Here is a 17,312-nt window from a genome sequence, read left to right on the forward strand (position 1 = left end):
AAGCATGCGCCTATAACGTCGCGATACGCTAACTCGCTTGACTAACGTACTTAGTCTCCCGCGACGAGACACTATGACGCTCAATGTCTGCCTGAAGGTTTTTGGCCCCCACGATCTCGTCAACGGTAATACCTGGCTCCACCTCCGAAAATGGACATGTTGTCCAGCATCCGTGCTACGTCCTGCTTGGAGTAACCAGGTTGTAAGACCACAGAGAAGAGCCCAGAAGAGCCCTTGAAATCGCGCTTCCAGTTCTCATGCCCTGGGCAGTCGGGAAATGCTGGATGCAGGACTCTGGATATTTCAGGGCGGTTTTTAAGCCATTCGGCGACTTGCAAGGCACGTGCTTCAGCCTCCTTCAGCCTCAGATGCATCGTCCGAAGCCCTCTCAATGCAAGGAAACAATCCTCTGGCCTAGGGAGCATCGCCATTGCATCATAGGCTGCACGCAGTGCTGGCCATGTTTCTTCGACAGCATAACCAATGTCGCTCTAACACTTGGATATTCGTCTACCTCCGCATTCACATATATGTTCAAAACTGAATTTGGAAAGTGTCCAACAGATTTCGCAAGCGAGCATAATTACACCCTACAGCTAACTCACGCTCAAATGCCCTAAAGGCAAAACTGTCTCTGCCTTCACCGTTGCAATAGCAAAATTGCTTCTGATATCACTCACGCCCGGAAGGGATAGCAACGTTCCAAGCAAGAACTCCTCATAGGCCTTAAGGTCGGGCAGCACTACCTGCAGTAAGAAGTCTGATTCTCCAGACACCAGGTGGCAAGATACTACCTCTGGCAACGATATCACTGCATTGCGAAATGCCGTCGAGTTTTCAGCTTGGTGCCTTTCCACTTTGACGCCCACAAACACCGTCAATCCGAGGCCAACGTTGTTCCGGTCTAGGTAGGCATGGTAGCTCTTGATCACCCCCTCCTGCTCCAGCATCCGGACTCTCCTGAGACATGGAGACGGTGACAACCCTATCCGCTCAGCCAGCTGAACGTTGGTAAGCCTCGCGTCAGCCTGAAGCTCACCTAGAATTCGCTGATCAAGCCTGTCTAGCGTAAAATTTGGCATAACCTACCTATCAACCCCCATGAAAAATACAGAGTATGCCAAAAACCATAGCTACAACAGCTCAAAACGCAATGAAAAAAAAAGCGGCCCAAGGGTAGTATTTTTGGAACCTCACTGCGAGATCATCGACATGGGCGACATGCTATTATTTATAAGCGCACTTGCAGTTGTTTATATTGTCCCAGGCCCTGATATGCTTTTAATATTTCAATCCTCTGGGCCAAAGCAACTGAAAAACTCACTAGCCGTTATTGCTGGACTGGCAACAGCCCGAGCAATTCATGCCACCATTGCCTCTGCGGGCCTTATGGCACTTCTGGAGAAATCACCTTTTTTGTATGAGACCATAAGATTAATAGGCGCCGCTTACCTTGTTTGGCTTGGGTACAAACTATTCAATGCCAAAAACCTTACCGAGACTTTAGACAACGCCTCAAATAGCGAGCTGCGCAAGTTAATCCCCGCCTACATTCGAGGATTGCTTACGAACATCACAAACCCCAAAGCCTTGCTATTCTGCTCCGTGCTTCTTCCACAGTTCGTGATACCTGGAAGCTTGAATACCAGCTATCAATTTTTCATACTCGGCCTAACCCTAGTCACTACAGGAATAATCTTTGACTTGGGATTTGTAGCCATAGGCCGGTCAGTAGGAGCGATCATTAAAAATAGCCCAACAGCTAAGATACTCCAGCGCTGGATTATGCCTTCCTTTTTTGTAGGGCTTGGAATACGCGTTGCGCTCAGCTCTTAGTGCTATAAATTTCTACAGAAAACCTGACTTATTGCGAGCAAGAAACCTTTAGCGTTATTTTATCAAAGCTTAAATCTATTCAGAGTTCCTTATCTAGATGGCAGAAGTCCCGGGCCAGTCTACTGGGCTCCAGCTGCGCCGGCCGGGAGGAACCCCATTGCCACGTGAAATAATTACCCGCTGAATACACTTCGGGCAGCTTGTCCCTGGCGGAGTAGTAATTAACAGGCGAATGCACCTTGCCCCAGGTTTATTCTCTGAAGCATCCCGCTTGAGCACGTTAGCCGCCCCCGGTTATTGCGAGTCACTGCTTCAAGCTCCGTCGTTCTCCAACGACCCAGTCACTGTATCGCGAGGGCCGCTTGAGCGTTAGCGCCATCAGCGAGAAGCTGCACATTTCAAGGAGCACGCTTTACAGCTACCTGCGCCACCGGGGCGTCGAGATCGGCGCATACCAGACGAGTGCCCGGTCACGCGATCAGCAGCCCACGGCCCTGGCACCGGCAGAGCCGCCCGCCACCGAGCGGGTGGCCACCGTCACCCTGCGCCTCGCGGTGGCGAACAACAGCAAGTTCGTGCGCGGCCGGAAGCGGGCCACGGAGAACATTGAGCGTTACTGTCTGACCTTCTACGGCATGAAGCGGCTGGAGACTGGTCACTACGAGCTGAGCATTCCCTATCGGAGCGACGCCGAGTTGGACAAGACCGTGCAGGACCTGCTGACTGAGATCAGCCAGGAAGCTGACATGCGCAACTGTTTTGTCGAGATGGACGCCTGGGAAGAAGGCACCGAGCGCAGGTGGTAGGGCTTAAGTGCACTTTCTGTTCCATTGCTCCCCAAACCCCATAGTCGCCGTCGCATCTAACCGGTGTGGCGAAGGGTGCGGTGCAGCCCACAGGACAGGAATCCAGGACTGCTCCATTTATGCGGATGAACCGCGGGATAGCAGCTTTACACCGTCTGGCCGCAGCTCGCCCTTGGGCGACACATGCCGGTAGAGCGTCTGCCGGGTAATACCAAGCTCTTCGCAAAGATCGCTTACCTTGGTTTCCGGCTGCCCCATGCTAGCCATCGCCAGGCGTAACTTGGCGGCGGTCATCTTGAACGGCCGGCCACCTTTCCTGCCGCGTGCCCGCGCCGAGGCCAAGCCAGCGACCGTGCGCTCTGCAATCAGCTCGCGCTCGAATTCAGCGAGCGCGGCAAAGATGCCGAAGACCAGCTTGCCGGCGGCCGTCGTGGTGTCGATGGCTGCGCCGTGGCCGGTCAGCACCTTGAGGCCGACACCTCGCCCGGTCAGATCGTGCACGGTGTTGATCAGGTGGCGCAGGTCTCGACCGAGCCGATCCAGTTTCCACACCACCAAGGTGTCCCCAGACCGCAACGCTTTCAGGCAGGCCGCCAGGCCAGGGCGGTCCTCGCGCTTGCCCGACGCCTGGTCTTCGTAAAGATGGGCTGGATCAACACCGGCCGCGATTAGCGCGTCGCGCTGCAAGTCAGTGGCTTGGGATCCGTCCGCCTTCGATACCCGCATGTAGCCAATCAGCATTCTCCACCTGTCACATATACGTTCGATTGTGTGACAACTTGAATCAGAAAGATCTTGCTGTCAAAAATTGTCACCTAACAAGTCATTTATTCTATGGCATGCAAAGGATGTTCAAGGAGCATAATGTGACAGAAATTCAGGAGGGATGCCTTCCTTGGTAAAGATGGCGCGCAAGCGTTCCAGGGATTCGGAGTCGCGCCGCCCAAAAGAGAACAGCGCGAACAGAGAGCGAGCCGTTTCGGGATTATGTCGAGCCTCGGCAACTGCCTCGTTAAGCGCCTTGACCGCTTCCTGCCAGTAACTGACAGGCTCCTTCTTCCACTCAACCGCCTGTAGACCGCTGGTAAACTCGGTCTGCGGCTCTGACAGGAACAGCGCTGCCTGCTCCCCGTACGGACTCAACACCTTCGATTCGATCAGGTCGATGGCGGTGGCAGCCGCTTCCAGCATCTGCAACTGCACCGCAGGGGCCAAAATCTCGAAAGGACGCCACAGGCTCTGCCCGGCGCGCAGCGGATGGCCGCAATGCTCCCAGACTTGGCGAATGCTGCCCGCGCTGCTGCTATAACAGTGCGAGAGAGGTGTGTTCAGCTCATCGAGCAGGGTGCGCAGCAGCCGGAACCACAGCCCAGCATGGATTCGTCGGCGCGGCAGCTCCACAAAGCCGGTCGTAAGGGCCTGCCAGGTACGCCGATCCATGCAGGCAATCGCCTCATTGGTGGGATGTGGAGCAGCATCGGCCCTCTCCCACCGGAGATACCGGCCAGGCAGACCCCAATAGGACGCCAGCCAGCAGCCATGCTGTGGGCAACTGAGCATCAAGGGGAGTTGCCAGACGAGCAACATGGCCTGGTTGGTCGTATCGTTCAGACACAGCGGACATGCCCGGCGAGTCGGCTGACTCGGCAGCCACGCACGCCAGCGGGTGATGGATCGCGCCTTGCGCTTTGGCAGCAGCACCGAGCATTGAAACGCATAGGTTTCCAGGGCCGCAGGCACCGAATCGTCGAGGCTGTCCAGCAGCCACGGCACCCAGCCGGCCAGGCTCATCCTGCGCAATCGCTCGAACTCAACGCCGCTGCGCTGGGCAAGCACCGTCAACAGCGACGGAGGAGGCGCGGTATCCAGCTCATCGAGTTGGCAGTGACCAAGATCGTGTACCAGCAGCTCGTGCACATCCATCTGGTAGCAGGAGGCGACCCGGTTGAGCCACGAGGACAGCGCCTCGCCTTCTTTCGGGGCCGGATGCAGCGGCCAGCGCGGCGCAGGTGTCACATCAGTTCCCGCTCGAACTGTCGGCGCCGCTCACTGGGGCCAGCGTAGTCGGCCATGCTCAGCGTGCGATGGTTGATCGCCTCCTCGCCGCTCTCCACGGCGGCCACGGCCGCGGCCATCAGCAGGTGCGCCAACTCACCAATGGTGCCTTCGCTGCGGGTGAGCAGGTAGCGGGCCATGTCCAGCGTGGCAATCGGCGAGGGCCGCCGCAGCGGGAGCGACGCAGCGAAGCTGGCCAGCAGCGAGCAGCAATCTTCATTGACCTCCCACGGTGGAAGCAGCATTGGCTCGAAGCGGTTTTCCAGTTGATCGTCCGAGCGGATGGCGAGATACGCCTCGCGCGTGCCAACACCGACCAGCGGGATACGCAGCTCGTTGCCGAGAAAGCGCAGCAGGTTGAGGAACTCCCGCCGGTTGACGCTGTTGCCTGCCAGGACGTTGTGCAGTTCGTCGATCACCAACATGCGCACGCCAACCTTGCGTAGTAGGGCCAGTGCCAGTTGCTCCATTTCCGGCAACCGTGGGCATGGGCGAAGCGGTGCACCCATCGCGGCCAGCAGCGAGACATAGAAGCGGATCGCCGAGGGCTCGGATGGCATCTGCACCACCAGCACGGGTATGTGCTCCTGGTCCGTGTCGGTGCTGGCCGGGTGTGTCCGCCGGAATTTCTCGACGATCATCGACTTGCCGTTGTTGGTCGGGCCGATCAGCAGCAGGTTCGGCATGCGTTGCTTGTTCGGCCAGGCATACAAGGCCTCCAACCGGTTCAACGCTTCGACCGCGCGTGGATAGCCAATCCAGCGGTCGGCGCGAAGGCGCTGAATTCGCTCGCTGGCCGGCAGCCTTGCCAATCCCTGCGCCGCCGGCATCAGGTGAGATAGGTCGATGCTGGGATACTCGTCCACGGCTACCACTCCTCGATCTGCTCGAACGGTTTGGCTGGCGGCAGGTTGCCGACCTGCGAGTCGGCGCTGTCCGCGTCGGGCAGTGTGGGCTTGACGGGCGGAGCCGACGGCTTGAGGTGCTGGCGTCGATCCGCATCACGCCGGGCCTTGCGTGTGGCCTTCTGCGCGGTAGTCACGATCTCGCGCATCTGGTCGATCATGCGGAACAGCGCCGACTCATCTACCTGCTCGCGCCCGAGCTGCCGTAGCCGTGCCAGCGCCTGGCGCTGCTCCCAGAGCGTGACGGCCGGATGGGACAGAGTGCGGTACGGGATTTCCAGGTAGTGTTGTCCCTCCGGCTCCAGCACCCAGATACGACTGATGTCGCGGGGATCGCGCCGGATCAGGAACGCGGACAGGCGATCGCGCCGGGCAATCCACGGCTTGAGCGCGTCAGCGTAGTAGTGGATGTGGTCGATGACGAAGCCGGTGCGGGTCAGCGTGCGACGGATGACCGGCAGGAAATCAACCAGAAACGCGGTGGGCCGCGTGACCACAGGAGGCACGCCGATTCGCGCCACGGCCTCGGCCCAGCGCGCGGCCGGCGGCTGGAACAGGCCGTTATGCACCGAGCCGTGATAGGTGCCCACGGCCAGAGTGAGCCAGCACTCCAGCTCGCGCAGGGTCAGGGCGGCCATCTTTTCGGCGTCGTACTCACCGCGCTGGCCGGGATTGGAGAAGGTCGTGCCCGGTAGGTTGTCATGGATCATCTGCATCGCCGTGCCGATGATGCGCTCCACGATGCCTCCGTAGTGCGGCTGGCCGGGTGGCCGGTAGTCCAGGCGGATGCCATGCTGCTCGCAGCCCCGGCGCAGCGCCTCGCTCTTAAACTCGGCCGCGTTGTCCAGGTAGAGCAGCCTGGGCTTGCCACCCATCGGCCAGTTCACCTCTACATCCAGCCCCTCCAGCCAGGGACGCTTGTCGCAGGCGACGTGTGCCAGGCACAGGCCGACCGAGACGGCGGACGGTGCTTCGAGCGTGACCACCATGCCGAGCACGCAGCGGGTGAATGCGTCGATGGCCAGCGTGAGGTAGGGACGGCCAATCGGCTGCCGGTCGCGCGCGTCCACCACGATCAGGTCGATGACCGTGTGGTCGATCTGCACTTGCTCCAGTGGCTCAGAGACTGTCGGCGGGACGCCGCCAGCACCTTGCAGTTCGCGGGAGGCATCCTGACCTTCCCGGCGGCGAACGGCCTTGATCTGATCAAGGCTGGCGATCCGCAAGTGTCATTTTCAGAAGACGACTGCACCAGTTGATTGGGCGTAATGGCTGTTGTGCAGCCAGCTCCTGACAGTTCAATATCAGAAGTGATCTGCACCAATCTCGACTATGCTCAATACTCGTGTGCACCAAAGCGAGGTGAGCATGGCGACGGAGGCTCTGTTGCAAAGATTGGCGGCAGTCAGAGGTAGGCTGTCGCTCTGCGCCGATCAGGCGGCTGCTGCGAAATGGTGGTTGAGCATGCCCATGGCCTCCGTCAGCGCCGAGGGCCCAATGCCAAAAGCTCTCTCCACAAGGCGCACCTCGCCCCTGATGCCGGGCTGCAGGCACCAGGGGCGAGCCTGTCCTTTGCGCAGGGCTCGCATGACTTCGAATCCCTTGATCGTGGCATAGGCCGTGGGGATCGATTTGAAACCGCGCACCGGCTTGATCAGTATCTTGAGCTTTCCGTGATCGGCCTCGATCACGTTATTGAGATACTTCACCTGCCGGTGGGCCGTCTCCCGGTCCAGCTTTCCTTCGCGCTTCAATTCGGTGATCGCTGCACCATAGCTCGGCGCTTTGTCGGTATTGAGCGTGGCAGGCTTTTCCCAGTGCTTCAGGCCTCGCAGGGCCTTGCCCAGGAACCGCTTCGCTGCCTTGGCGCTGCGGGTCGGCGACAGGTAGAAATCGATCGTGTCGCCCCGCTTGTCGACTGCCCGGTACAGGTAGGTCCACTTGCCCCGCACCTTGACGTAGGTTTCATCCAGGCGCCAGCTCGGATCAAAGCCACGCCGCCAGAACCAGCGCAGCCGCTTCTCCATCTCCGGGGCGTAGCACTGGACCCAGCGATAGATCGTCGTATGGTCGACCGAAATGCCGCGTTCCGCCAGCATTTCCTCAAGGTCGCGATAGCTGATCGGATAGCGACAATACCAGCGCACCGCCCACAGGATCACATCACCCTGGAAATGGCGCCACTTGAAATCCGTCATCGTTCCGTCCGTCCAATCTCCGCCAAGCATCCTCAAGCTTCACGATTTTTGCAACAGAGCCCCCGCCACGTCGCTGCCGGGCATCACCTGCTGGGTGTGCAGCCCCGGCACCGAGCCGCGCCCGCGGTCGGACTCCGCGCGTTTGAGGGCGTCAAGGATGTAGGACATGGCGTCGTCGGCTGGGCAGGGTGGCGGCGAAAACCGGAAGCATACAGGGCGCCGGCCCGCGCCGGTGCACCGGGCAACCCCGATGTTGCAAAGCCGTTGCAATCTCGGTATACTCCGGCGCGAGTCCATGCCCACCCACAAGGACAAGGAAATCACCATGCCCCTGAAGAACCGCTTGCTGGCCCGCCTGTCCTGTGTTGCGGCCGTGGTGGCCGCCACGGCCGCCGTTGCACCGTTGACGCTGGTGTCCACCGCCCACGCCGCCGCACCGCAGGTGCGCACCTCGGCCCCCGGCTACTACCGGATGCTGCTGGGCGACTTCGAAATCACCGCGCTGTCGGACGGCACGGTGGCGCTGCCGGTCGACAAGCGGCTGAACCAGCCGGCCCCGAAGACGCAGAGCGCGCTGGCCAAGTCCTTCCAGAAAGCGCCGCTCGAAACCTCGGTCACCGGTTACCTCGTCAACACCGGCTCCAAGCTGGTGCTGGTGGACACCGGCGCGGCCGGCCTGTTCGGCCCCACCCTGGGCCGGCTGGCGGCCAACCTCAAGGCCGCAGGCTATCAGCCCGAGCAGGTCGACGAGATCTACATCACCCACATGCACCCCGACCACGTGGGCGGCTTGATGGTGGGTGAGCAACTGGCGTTCCCGAACGCGGTGGTGCGTGCGGACCAGAAAGAAGCCGATTTCTGGCTCAGCCAGACCAACCTCGACAAGGCCCCGGACGACGAGAGCAAAGGCTTCTTCAAAGGCGCCATGGCCTCGCTGAACCCCTATGTGAAGGCCGGCAAGTTCAAGCCTTTCTCGGGGAACACCGACCTGGTGCCCGGCATCAAAGCGCTGGCCAGCCACGGCCACACCCCGGGCCACACCACCTACGTGGTCGAAAGCCAGGGGCAAAAGCTCGCCCTGCTCGGCGACCTGATACTCGTCGCCGCGGTGCAGTTCGACGACCCCAGCGTCACGACCCAGCTCGACAGCGACAGCAAGTCCGTCGCGGTGGAGCGCAAGAAGGCCTTCGCGGATGCCGCCAAGGGCGGCTACCTGATCGCGGCGTCCCACCTGTCGTTCCCCGGCATCGGCCACATCCGCGCCGAAGGCAAGGGCTACCGTTTCGTGCCGGTGAACTACTCGGTCGTCAACCCCAAGTGACTGGGCAGTGGCCGCCTTGCCCGCACCGTTAGGGGTGGCAGGCGGCCGCGCGCTCGCGCAGCAGCGCCTCCTCGCGGCGGTTGCGCGCAAGGTCGGCGGCAACGAGGTAGGCCGCACGCGCCTCGGCGCGGCGACCCAGGCGCTGCAGCAGGTCGGCCCGCACGCTGGGCAGCAGGTGGTACTGCTGGAACCGGGGCTCCAGCGCGAGCCCGTCCACCAGGGCCAGCGCCTCGGCCGGACCACGGGCCTGCCCCACGGCCACCGCGCGGTTCAGCGCCACCACCGGTGAAGGCATGACCTGCAGCAGCCCGTCGTACAGGGCCACGATGCGCGACCAGTCGGTCGCGCCGGGCGTGACGGCGCGCGCATGGCAGGCAGCGATCGCGGCCTGCAGCGCATAGGGGCCATGCCCGCGGTCCTGCACGGCCAGCAGCCCCTCGGCCCGCGCCAGGGCCGCCAGCCCCCGGCGGATCAGCAGGCGGTCCCAGCGGGTGCGGTCCTGATCCATCAACAGCACGGGCTCGCCGCCGGGACCGGTGCGGGCGTGCAGCCGCGAGGCCTGGATTTCCATCAACGCGACCAGGCCGTGCACCTCGGGCTCGGCCGGCATCAGCTCGGCCACCATGCGCCCCAGGCGCAGGGCTTCGTTGCACAGCGCGGGGCGCATCCAGTCGTCGCCCGCCGTGGCGGCGTAGCCCTCGTTGAAGATCAGGTAGACCACCTCCAGCACCGCGTCGAGGCGCTCGGCGAGTTCGTCGGCGCGCGGCGCCTCGAACGGCACCCGGGCCTCGCCCAGCGTGCGCTTGGCGCGAACGATGCGCTGGGCCAGCGTGGCCTCGGGCACCAGGAACGCGCGCGCGATCTCGTCGGTGGTCAGGCCGCCCAGCAGGCGCAGCGTGAGCGCCACCCGCGCCTCCGGCGACAACACCGGGTGGCAGGCCGTGAAGACCAGGCGCAGCAGGTCGTCACCGATGGCGTCGTCCATCCACGCCTCCACGTCGGGCATGCCGGCGGCCATCTGGTCGTCGAGCGTGCGGCTCAGGTCGGTCTCGTTCGCGGCATGCAGCTGCTGGCGGCGCAGCCAGTCGATGGCGCGGTGCTTGGCGGTGGTCATGAGCCAGGCGCCTGGGTTGTCGGGCAGGCCCTGCCCCGGCCAGGTTTCCAGCGCGGCGAGCAGCGCGTCTTGCGCGATCTCTTCGGCCACCCCCACGTCGCGCGTCATGTGGGCCACCTTGGCCACGACCTTGGCCGACTCGATGCGCCAGAGCCCGTCGAGTTGGCGATGGAGGTCGGTGCGGCTCATGCATCGATTACATCAGAGGGCTCTGTTGCAAAGATTGGCGGCAGTCAGAGGTAGGCTGTCGCTCTGCGCCGATCAGGCGGCTGCTGCGAAATGGTGGTTGAGCATGCCCATGGCCTCCGTCAGCGCCGAGGGCCCAATGCCAAAAGCTCTCTCCACAAGGCGCACCTCGCCCCTGATGCCGGGCTGCAGGCACCAGGGGCGAGCCTGTCCTTTGCGCAGGGCTCGCATGACTTCGAATCCCTTGATCGTGGCATAGGCCGTGGGGATCGATTTGAAACCGCGCACCGGCTTGATCAGTATCTTGAGCTTTCCGTGATCGGCCTCGATCACGTTATTGAGATACTTCACCTGCCGGTGGGCCGTCTCCCGGTCCAGCTTTCCTTCGCGCTTCAATTCGGTGATCGCTGCACCATAGCTCGGCGCTTTGTCGGTATTGAGCGTGGCAGGCTTTTCCCAGTGCTTCAGGCCTCGCAGGGCCTTGCCCAGGAACCGCTTCGCTGCCTTGGCGCTGCGGGTCGGCGACAGGTAGAAATCGATCGTGTCGCCCCGCTTGTCGACTGCCCGGTACAGGTAGGTCCACTTGCCCCGCACCTTGACGTAGGTTTCATCCAGGCGCCAGCTCGGATCAAAGCCACGCCGCCAGAACCAGCGCAGCCGCTTCTCCATCTCCGGGGCGTAGCACTGGACCCAGCGATAGATCGTCGTATGGTCGACCGAAATGCCGCGTTCCGCCAGCATTTCCTCAAGGTCGCGATAGCTGATCGGATAGCGACAATACCAGCGCACCGCCCACAGGATCACATCACCCTGGAAATGGCGCCACTTGAAATCCGTCATCGTTCCGTCCGTCCAATCTCCGCCAAGCATGCTCAAGCTTCACGATTTTTGCAACAGAGCCACATTTGGTATCTCTCATAAACGGATGTTTTTGAGAGAACTATCTTCGGCCTTCACACGCACGAAAGGCGGCGAAGCTCCGCCGTTAATCCGTCCGCCGGAGATCTCGCCCAGGCAGGCTGAAGGCCGAGCAAGCCTGACAGGCCCGAAAAGCCCGGCACGGGCGTCGGCGGCGATGACGGCGGCGGCATTATCCAGGGTTGATGATGGAAGTGGAGGATATCGACAACCTCTCGCGCAACCAAGACATCGCGGTCGGACTGCAAGTGATCTTGAAGCCACGGGCCCGTCCCACCCCGACATGGACCTCGATGCCCGAACGGACGTTAGATTTCGAGTTCTAGGCGTTCTGCGATGAAGGTTGGATCCCAGCCGGGATTGAAAGTGTCGACGTGGGTGAATCCGAGCCGCTCGTATAGGCCACGCAGGTTCGGGTGGCAGTCGAGCCGCAGCTTGGCGCACCCCTGCGTTCGCGCGGCATGGCGGCAAGCCTCGATCAGCGCGGAGCTGACACCCCGGCCCGCATGTGTCCGTCGCACCGCGAGCTTGTGCAGATATGCGGCCTCCCCCTTGAGGGCGTCGGGCCAGAACTCGGGATCCTCGGCCGACAAGGTGCAACAGCCGACGATGCCGTCGCTGCAACTCGCGACTAGGAGCTCGGATCTCAGGACGAAGGTCTCCGCGAATGTCCGGTCGATCCGCGCGACGTCCCAGGCGGGCGTTCCCTTGGCGGACATCCACGCCGCAGCGTCGTGCATCAGCCGCACAACCTCGTCGATATCACCCGAGCAGGCGACCCGAACGTTCGGAGGCTCCTCGCTGTCCATTCGCTCCCCTGGCGCGGTATGAACCGCCGCCTCATAGTGCAGTTTGATCCTGACGAGCCCAGCATGTCTGCGCCCACCTTCGCGGAACCTGACCAGGGTCCGCTAGCGGGCGGCCGGAAGGTGAATGCTAGGCATGATCTAACCCTCGGTCTCTGGCGTCGCGACTGCGAAATTTCGCGAGGGTTTCCGAGAAGGTGATTGCGCTTCGCAGATCTCCAGGCGCGTGGGTGCGGACGTAGTCAGCGCCATTGCCGATCGCGTGAAGTTCCGCCGCAAGGCTCGCTGGACCCAGATCCTTTACAGGAAGGCCAACGGTGGCGCCCAAGAAGGATTTCCGCGACACCGAGACCAATAGCGGAAGCCCCAACGCCGACTTCAGCTTTTGAAGGTTCGACAGCACGTGCAGCGATGTTTCCGGTGCGGGGCTCAAGAAAAATCCCATCCCCGGATCGAGGATGAGCCGGTCGGCAGCGACCCCGCTCCGTCGCAAGGCGGAAACCCGCGCCTCGAAGAACCGCACAATCTCGTCGAGCGCGTCTTCGGGTCGAAGGTGACCGGTGCGGGTGGCGATGCCATCCCGCTGCGCTGAGTGCATAACCACCAGCCTGCAGTCCGCCTCAGCAATATCGGGATAGAGCGCAGGGTCAGGAAATCCTTGGATATCGTTCAGGTAGCCCACGCCGCGCTTGAGCGCATAGCGCTGGGTTTCCGGTTGGAAGCTGTCGATTGAAACACGGTGCATCTGATCGGACAGGGCGTCTAAGAGCGGCGCAATACGTCTGATCTCATCGGCCGGCGATACAGGCCTCGCGTCCGGATGGCTGGCGGCCGGTCCGACATCCACGACGTCTGATCCGACTCGCAGCATTTCGATCGCCGCGGTGACAGCGCCGGCGGGGTCTAGCCGCCGGCTCTCATCGAAGAAGGAGTCCTCGGTGAGATTCAGAATGCCGAACACCGTCACCCTGCTGCGTAACATCGTTGCTGCTCCATAACATCAAACATCGACCCACGGCGTAACGCGCTTGCTGCTTGGATGCCCGAGGCATAGACTGTACAAAAAAACAGTCATAACAAGCCATGAAAACCGCCACTGCGCCGTTACCACCGCTGCGTTCGGTCAAGGTTCTGGACCAGTTGCGTGAGCGCATACGCTACTTGCATTACAGCTTACGAACCGAACAGGCTTATGTCCACTGGGTTCGTGCCTTCATCCGTTTCCACGGTGTGCGTCACCCGGCAACCTTGGGCAGCAGCGAAGTCGAGGCATTTCTGTCCTGGCTGGCGAACGAGCGCAAGGTTTCGGTCTCCACGCATCGTCAGGCATTGGCGGCCTTGCTGTTCTTCTACGGCAAGGTGCTGTGCACGGATCTGCCCTGGCTTCAGGAGATCGGAAGACCTCGGCCGTCGCGGCGCTTGCCGGTGGTGCTGACCCCGGATGAAGTGGTTCGCATCCTCGGTTTTCTGGAAGGCGAGCATCGTTTGTTCGCCCAGCTTCTGTATGGAACGGGCATGCGGATCAGTGAGGGTTTGCAACTGCGGGTCAAGGATCTGGATTTCGATCACGGCACGATCATCGTGCGGGAGGGCAAGGGCTCCAAGGATCGGGCCTTGATGTTACCCGAGAGCTTGGCACCCAGCCTGCGCGAGCAGCTGTCGCGTGCACGGGCATGGTGGCTGAAGGACCAGGCCGAGGGCCGCAGCGGCGTTGCGCTTCCCGACGCCCTTGAGCGGAAGTATCCGCGCGCCGGGCATTCCTGGCCGTGGTTCTGGGTTTTTGCGCAGCACACGCATTCGACCGATCCACGGAGCGGTGTCGTGCGTCGCCATCACATGTATGACCAGACCTTTCAGCGCGCCTTCAAACGTGCCGTAGAACAAGCAGGCATCACGAAGCCCGCCACACCGCACACCCTCCGCCACTCGTTCGCGACGGCCTTGCTCCGCAGCGGTTACGACATTCGAACCGTGCAGGATCTGCTCGGCCATTCCGACGTCTCTACGACGATGATTTACACGCATGTGCTGAAAGTTGGCGGTGCCGGAGTGCGCTCACCGCTTGATGCGCTGCCGCCCCTCACTAGTGAGAGGTAGGGCAGCGCAAGTCAATCCTGGCGGATTCACTACCCCTGCGCGAAGGCCATCGGTGCCGCATCGAACGGCCGGTTGCGGAAAGTCCTCCCTGCGTCCGCTGATGGCCGGCAGCAGCCCGTCGTTGCCTGATGGATCCAACCCCTCCGCTGCTATAGTGCAGTCGGCTTCTGACGTTCAGTGCAGCCGTCTTCTGAAAACGACAGCAAGGCCACGGTATTTCGTGCCGGCACCCGCAGTTTCTGTGCCTTGCAGGCTTGAGCGACTTCACGATGGAAGGCCGCAATGCTGCGCTTCTGCTTGGTCAGGAAACGCTTTTGTATCAGCTCACGGATGATGCGCTCGACCGATTCAGGCAAGCGGCCCTTGCCTTTACCACCACGCGACTGTCCAGGTGCCAAGTCAGTGACTAGCCCCACGCCTTGCCGGGCGCGGCGGATCAGGATGTACACCTGCCGCCGGGACAGGCCCAGTGCCTGAGCTGCCGCGTCGGCCGCTTCATGCCCGACCGTCTCCGACTCTGCCAACGGCCTGATGATCTCCGCACGACGGCACGCACGCTCCCATGCCTGTTCTGAAAGGGTGGCCACGCCGTGCTCGGCAATCCGAGGGGTGTCGGTCGCCATGCTCACCTCGCTTTGGTGCATACGAGTAGTGAACATAGACGAGTTTCGTGCGGGGGAGTCCTGATATTGGGCTGTCAGGAGCCGGATGCACAGCAGGTATCAAACTGCGTTGATTGGTGCAGTTGTCTCCTGAAAATGACAACGGTGTCACCTTCGCGGACGAAGCTCAGCAGCGCTTCGAGCTGGGGGCGCTGAGTGTCCTTGCCCGAGGCCTTGTCGGTGAACACCTTGCTCACCTCGGTCTCCTCCAGCTGGCGTTCCGGGTTCTGGTCGAAGCTGCTGACCCGGACGTAGCCAATGCGATGTCCCTGCACGCCTACTGCTCCGCCGAGAAATGGCGCTCGGGCCAACGCCAACGGCGGATGCGCTCCCACAACACTTTGCCGCCAATCCCAACATCGTTCTTGTCGGGATCGAGATTGAGTAACAATGCCAGTCGAGCGATCGCGCTCTGCATCGGGTACATGTTCCCGTAGCCAGCGATCTTTCGCAGGATTTCATTCTCGCTCTTCTCTAACTCTTCGGGAGTATTGAAGGTGGTGGCATAGTCAGTGATCACTGCTGAAGCGGCATCCAAGGCGCTGTAGGTTTCTCGAAGCACTTCGAGCACTTCATGAGTGAGTGCCCCCAGCTCGACTTGGGTTCCATCCGGCAAGGTGGCGATCCCCTTCTCGAAAAAGATCACCCCGTCACGTAGATAAAGTGCCTGGAGGGCATCTACCCCAACGAACGACGGCGCGTCCTGGTCTACCGCAGGCCTGCCGAGAATGTGGCAATGCAAATGCAGGCTCGCGGCTCGAAGCAAACGCCGCGCCTCGGGAGTTGGTGGATTTATCCAAGGGTCTGCCTGCTCCCGCCGCCAGACAACCGTTCCCCACCACAGCCCGGCGACTACCAACCCTAATCCAACCCATAGAAAGGTCATCAGAACAACTCCGCGTTGAAGGTGAGCAAGGGGGCTAAGTGCACTTTCTGTTCCGTTGCGCCTCAAGCCCTGCTTTTGTCAGGCTGAAATCTATGACCTTTGCGGGCATGTGTCAAAGAATGCGAAAGAAGACTCTATTCTGACGGAGCTGCGCGGTTCTGCCTGACATCCAGTTAGGGTGTACTTCAACTGGACGCAGTCCATGCCCGTTGCGGCTTACAGCCATCACGCGGGGCTTAGCGTACAAAAAACTCCGTATTCTGCGGGCTCCCCATTACGGATCATCTAAAGGCCACTAGAGCCTTTCGAATTCGAAGGGCAGGCCGAATGAAGTCATGGTTGCACTTTTTGATCGGGTAGTAGACGTAATGAAGGAGCCTAAGCGTATGGCCATAGCGTGCCCCGCCACCGTGTAGTCACCTCACCCCTGTAGAGACGCTAGACATCTATACGGGTGGCTAAAGCAAGATAAATGCGGTAGACGGTCCGTCTGCCGAAGCACCATCGGTGGCGATCCACTTCCAACTAAGCTTCTAGAGAGGATCATGGCTGAAACGGCTTGTCATACACTCCGGTCGCCGGCCGGCTCCATGAGCGAACCTTAAGGGTGGCTGCCTCGAGATCGTGTGGGAAGTCTAACTCTCCCCAACTCAAGCCGGCAATGGAGTGGACGAACACTTGGCCTGTGGTTTGCGCCAAGTGGTCAATGATGCTCAAGTACCACCGCTGTAATGCTTCCGGGGTGCGCATGCTGGCTTCCAGCGCACAGCGGAACAACAGGGCGCCTTCGGGTTGAAAGCGCATCATGCCGATCGACTCGCCGTCCACGCTGTCCAGCGGCAAGTTCTTGCCCACCCGGGCAAGCCGGTCGCCGTCCAAGCAGACTTTCATGTCATCGCTGTCGTAACCGGGCTTGTGGTCTATGGCAAGCGTAATCGGCCTAGCCGGTGCCTTGAGCAGGCGGTCAAGCACCGGAAGATCAAACACGGTGTCGCCGTTGAGCAAAAGAAATTCACCATCCATTAAATGCCGTGCCATCCAGCAACTGGCAAGGTTGTCGGCCACCTCGAAGAACGGGTTGTAGTGAATGGAAATGCTGCCTTGGCCATAACGCTGTTCAAGCAAGTGTTCAACCTGGTCAATTCCATAGCCGGCGACGACATTGATGTCATCGAAGCCCCTTGCCCGAAGCGCGTCTATCTGCCATTCGATGACCGTCTTGCCGCCGAGTTCGATCAGACATTTTGGGCTGCTCTCGGTATAGGGAAGAAGGCGACGGCCCTGGCCTGCACTGAGAATGATTACACGATGAAGCCCGTTGCTCTGCGTCATGCCGTCTCCAAGCAGGGTACTGAAACTGGGACAGAGCCGCCCAGTCAATAAGTCGTGCCGATGCACGCGTCGCGCCATGCTAGCGTATGATTTACGCCGCCGCACTAACTGAGCTAGGTCGGCCTACGATTTTCGCAAAAAAAGGCATGGCATTTATGACAACGAAAGTTTATCTAGTAGGCCAATGTAC

14 protein-coding genes and 7 pseudogenes are annotated in these 17,312 nt (G+C 61.1%); 5 read left to right on the plus strand and 16 right to left on the minus strand.

Annotated elements, in window-relative coordinates:
- Positions 1–146: 146 nt before the first annotated feature.
- A pseudogene (locus KDB76_RS29215) lies at positions 147–476 on the minus strand (PLP-dependent transferase); the annotation flags it as partial.
- Positions 477–596: 120 nt separating this feature from the next.
- On the minus strand, positions 597–1,082 hold the full coding sequence (locus tag KDB76_RS29220) for an Lrp/AsnC family transcriptional regulator (protein ID WP_041167258.1): 486 nt from the start codon (positions 1,080–1,082) through the stop codon (positions 597–599).
- Positions 1,083–1,101: 19 nt separating this feature from the next.
- Here KDB76_RS29220 and KDB76_RS29225 point away from each other — a divergent pair, with 19 nt between their 5' ends.
- Together KDB76_RS29225 and KDB76_RS29230 are read left to right on the plus strand one after the other, a co-directional pair.
- Positions 1,102–1,836 (plus strand): LysE family translocator, encoded by a 735-nt coding sequence (locus tag KDB76_RS29225; RefSeq protein WP_212632302.1) that lies wholly within the window; start codon positions 1,102–1,104, stop codon positions 1,834–1,836.
- A gap of 338 nt (positions 1,837–2,174) precedes the next feature.
- Positions 2,175–2,642, plus strand: a pseudogene (locus tag KDB76_RS29230) (recombinase family protein); the annotation flags it as partial.
- 117 nt (positions 2,643–2,759) lie between these two features.
- Here KDB76_RS29230 and KDB76_RS29235 read toward each other — a convergent pair.
- The 4 genes and pseudogenes from KDB76_RS29235 to KDB76_RS29250 form a co-directional block, all read right to left on the minus strand.
- The gene (locus KDB76_RS29235; RefSeq protein WP_014754501.1) at positions 2,760–3,383 is read right to left on the minus strand and encodes a recombinase family protein; all 624 of its coding nucleotides are present in this window, start codon (positions 3,381–3,383) and stop codon (positions 2,760–2,762) included.
- A 111-nt stretch (positions 3,384–3,494) separates the two neighbouring features.
- The gene (locus KDB76_RS29240) at positions 3,495–4,658 is read right to left on the minus strand and encodes a TniQ family protein (protein ID WP_212632303.1); all 1,164 of its coding nucleotides are present in this window, start codon (positions 4,656–4,658) and stop codon (positions 3,495–3,497) included.
- A complete protein-coding gene (locus tag KDB76_RS29245; RefSeq protein WP_212632304.1) occupies positions 4,655–5,563 on the minus strand; it encodes a TniB family NTP-binding protein in 909 nt (302 codons plus the stop codon). Before KDB76_RS29245 ends, KDB76_RS29240 begins: the two co-directional genes overlap by 4 nt.
- Before the next feature lie 2 nt (positions 5,564–5,565).
- Positions 5,566–6,828, minus strand: a pseudogene (locus KDB76_RS29250) (transposase family protein); the annotation flags it as partial.
- Between the two features lie 2 nt (positions 6,829–6,830).
- Between KDB76_RS29250 and KDB76_RS30010 the strand changes: the two are divergent.
- Positions 6,831–6,896: pseudogene (locus tag KDB76_RS30010) on the plus strand (hypothetical protein); the annotation flags it as partial.
- Positions 6,897–7,035: 139 nt separating this feature from the next.
- On the opposite strand, the gene KDB76_RS29255 reads toward KDB76_RS30010, so the two are convergent.
- Both KDB76_RS29255 and KDB76_RS30015 read right to left on the minus strand, forming a co-directional pair.
- Positions 7,036–7,800, minus strand: coding sequence for an IS6-like element IS6100 family transposase (locus KDB76_RS29255; protein ID WP_001389365.1), 765 nt, complete (start codon positions 7,798–7,800; stop codon positions 7,036–7,038).
- Positions 7,801–7,893: 93 nt separating this feature from the next.
- A pseudogene (locus KDB76_RS30015) lies at positions 7,894–8,097 on the minus strand (hypothetical protein); the annotation flags it as partial.
- On the opposite strand from KDB76_RS30015, the gene KDB76_RS29260 reads away from it, so the two are divergent.
- Positions 8,096–9,121, plus strand: a complete 1,026-nt coding sequence (locus KDB76_RS29260; protein WP_080708177.1) for an MBL fold metallo-hydrolase — start codon at positions 8,096–8,098, stop codon at positions 9,119–9,121. The pseudogene KDB76_RS30015 and the gene KDB76_RS29260 sit on opposite strands and share 2 nt — an antisense overlap.
- Positions 9,122–9,149: 28 nt before the next feature.
- On the opposite strand, the gene KDB76_RS29265 is transcribed toward KDB76_RS29260, so the two are convergent.
- From KDB76_RS29265 to sul1, 4 genes are all read right to left on the minus strand, one after another.
- Positions 9,150–10,424, minus strand: coding sequence for an RNA polymerase sigma factor (locus KDB76_RS29265; RefSeq protein WP_032491441.1), 1,275 nt, complete (start codon positions 10,422–10,424; stop codon positions 9,150–9,152).
- A gap of 72 nt (positions 10,425–10,496) precedes the next feature.
- Positions 10,497–11,261: an IS6-like element IS6100 family transposase gene (locus KDB76_RS29270; protein WP_001389365.1), complete on the minus strand. Its 765-nt coding sequence runs from the start codon at positions 11,259–11,261 to the stop codon at positions 10,497–10,499.
- Between the two features lie 386 nt (positions 11,262–11,647).
- Entirely contained in the window at positions 11,648–12,148 is a 501-nt protein-coding gene (locus tag KDB76_RS29275; protein WP_000376623.1) for a GNAT family N-acetyltransferase, read from the minus strand.
- Between the two features lie 127 nt (positions 12,149–12,275).
- The gene (gene sul1 / locus KDB76_RS29280; protein ID WP_000946487.1) at positions 12,276–13,127 is read right to left on the minus strand and encodes a sulfonamide-resistant dihydropteroate synthase Sul1; all 852 of its coding nucleotides are present in this window, start codon (positions 13,125–13,127) and stop codon (positions 12,276–12,278) included.
- Between the two features lie 101 nt (positions 13,128–13,228).
- Here sul1 and intI1 point away from each other — a divergent pair, with 101 nt between their 5' ends.
- Positions 13,229–14,242 (plus strand): class 1 integron integrase IntI1, encoded by a 1,014-nt coding sequence (gene intI1, locus KDB76_RS29285; protein WP_000845048.1) that lies wholly within the window; start codon positions 13,229–13,231, stop codon positions 14,240–14,242.
- A 203-nt stretch (positions 14,243–14,445) separates the two neighbouring features.
- On the opposite strand, the pseudogene KDB76_RS29290 reads toward intI1, so the two are convergent.
- The 4 genes and pseudogenes from KDB76_RS29290 to KDB76_RS29305 form a co-directional block, all read right to left on the minus strand.
- A pseudogene (locus tag KDB76_RS29290) lies at positions 14,446–14,865 on the minus strand (transposase); the annotation flags it as partial.
- Between the two features lie 134 nt (positions 14,866–14,999).
- Positions 15,000–15,179, minus strand: a pseudogene (locus KDB76_RS29295) (recombinase family protein); the annotation flags it as partial.
- 2 nt (positions 15,180–15,181) lie between these two features.
- Positions 15,182–15,790, minus strand: a complete 609-nt coding sequence (locus KDB76_RS29300) for a hypothetical protein (RefSeq protein WP_014003956.1) — start codon at positions 15,788–15,790, stop codon at positions 15,182–15,184.
- Positions 15,791–16,333: 543 nt separating this feature from the next.
- A complete protein-coding gene (locus KDB76_RS29305; RefSeq protein WP_235208009.1) occupies positions 16,334–17,122 on the minus strand; it encodes a phosphocholine cytidylyltransferase family protein in 789 nt (262 codons plus the stop codon).
- Positions 17,123–17,312 lie beyond the last annotated feature (190 nt).

The organism is Pseudomonas sp. JS425 (assembly GCF_018223845.1).
Lineage (GTDB): Bacteria > Pseudomonadota > Gammaproteobacteria > Pseudomonadales > Pseudomonadaceae > Aquipseudomonas > Aquipseudomonas asiatica.

What these genes read in the sequence shown, in the direction of transcription:
- KDB76_RS29300 (WP_014003956.1), bottom strand. Translation starts at nt 15,790, where the DNA reads ATGACCTTTCTATGGGTTGGATTAGGGTTGGTAGTCGCCGGGCTGTGG.
- KDB76_RS29275 (WP_000376623.1), bottom strand. Translation starts at nt 12,148, where the DNA reads ATGGACAGCGAGGAGCCTCCGAACGTTCGGGTCGCCTGCTCGGGTGAT.
- KDB76_RS29270 (WP_001389365.1), bottom strand. Translation starts at nt 11,261, where the DNA reads ATGACGGATTTCAAGTGGCGCCATTTCCAGGGTGATGTGATCCTGTGG.
- intI1 (WP_000845048.1), top strand. Translation starts at nt 13,229, where the DNA reads ATGAAAACCGCCACTGCGCCGTTACCACCGCTGCGTTCGGTCAAGGTT.
- KDB76_RS29235 (WP_014754501.1), bottom strand. Translation starts at nt 3,383, where the DNA reads ATGCTGATTGGCTACATGCGGGTATCGAAGGCGGACGGATCCCAAGCC.
- KDB76_RS29265 (WP_032491441.1), bottom strand. Translation starts at nt 10,424, where the DNA reads ATGAGCCGCACCGACCTCCATCGCCAACTCGACGGGCTCTGGCGCATC.
- KDB76_RS29305 (WP_235208009.1), bottom strand. Translation starts at nt 17,122, where the DNA reads ATGACGCAGAGCAACGGGCTTCATCGTGTAATCATTCTCAGTGCAGGC.
- KDB76_RS29255 (WP_001389365.1), bottom strand. Translation starts at nt 7,800, where the DNA reads ATGACGGATTTCAAGTGGCGCCATTTCCAGGGTGATGTGATCCTGTGG.
- KDB76_RS29220 (WP_041167258.1), bottom strand. Translation starts at nt 1,082, where the DNA reads ATGCCAAATTTTACGCTAGACAGGCTTGATCAGCGAATTCTAGGTGAG.
- KDB76_RS29260 (WP_080708177.1), top strand. Translation starts at nt 8,096, where the DNA reads ATGCCCACCCACAAGGACAAGGAAATCACCATGCCCCTGAAGAACCGC.
- KDB76_RS29225 (WP_212632302.1), top strand. Translation starts at nt 1,102, where the DNA reads ATGAAAAATACAGAGTATGCCAAAAACCATAGCTACAACAGCTCAAAA.
- sul1 (WP_000946487.1), bottom strand. Translation starts at nt 13,127, where the DNA reads ATGTTACGCAGCAGGGTGACGGTGTTCGGCATTCTGAATCTCACCGAG.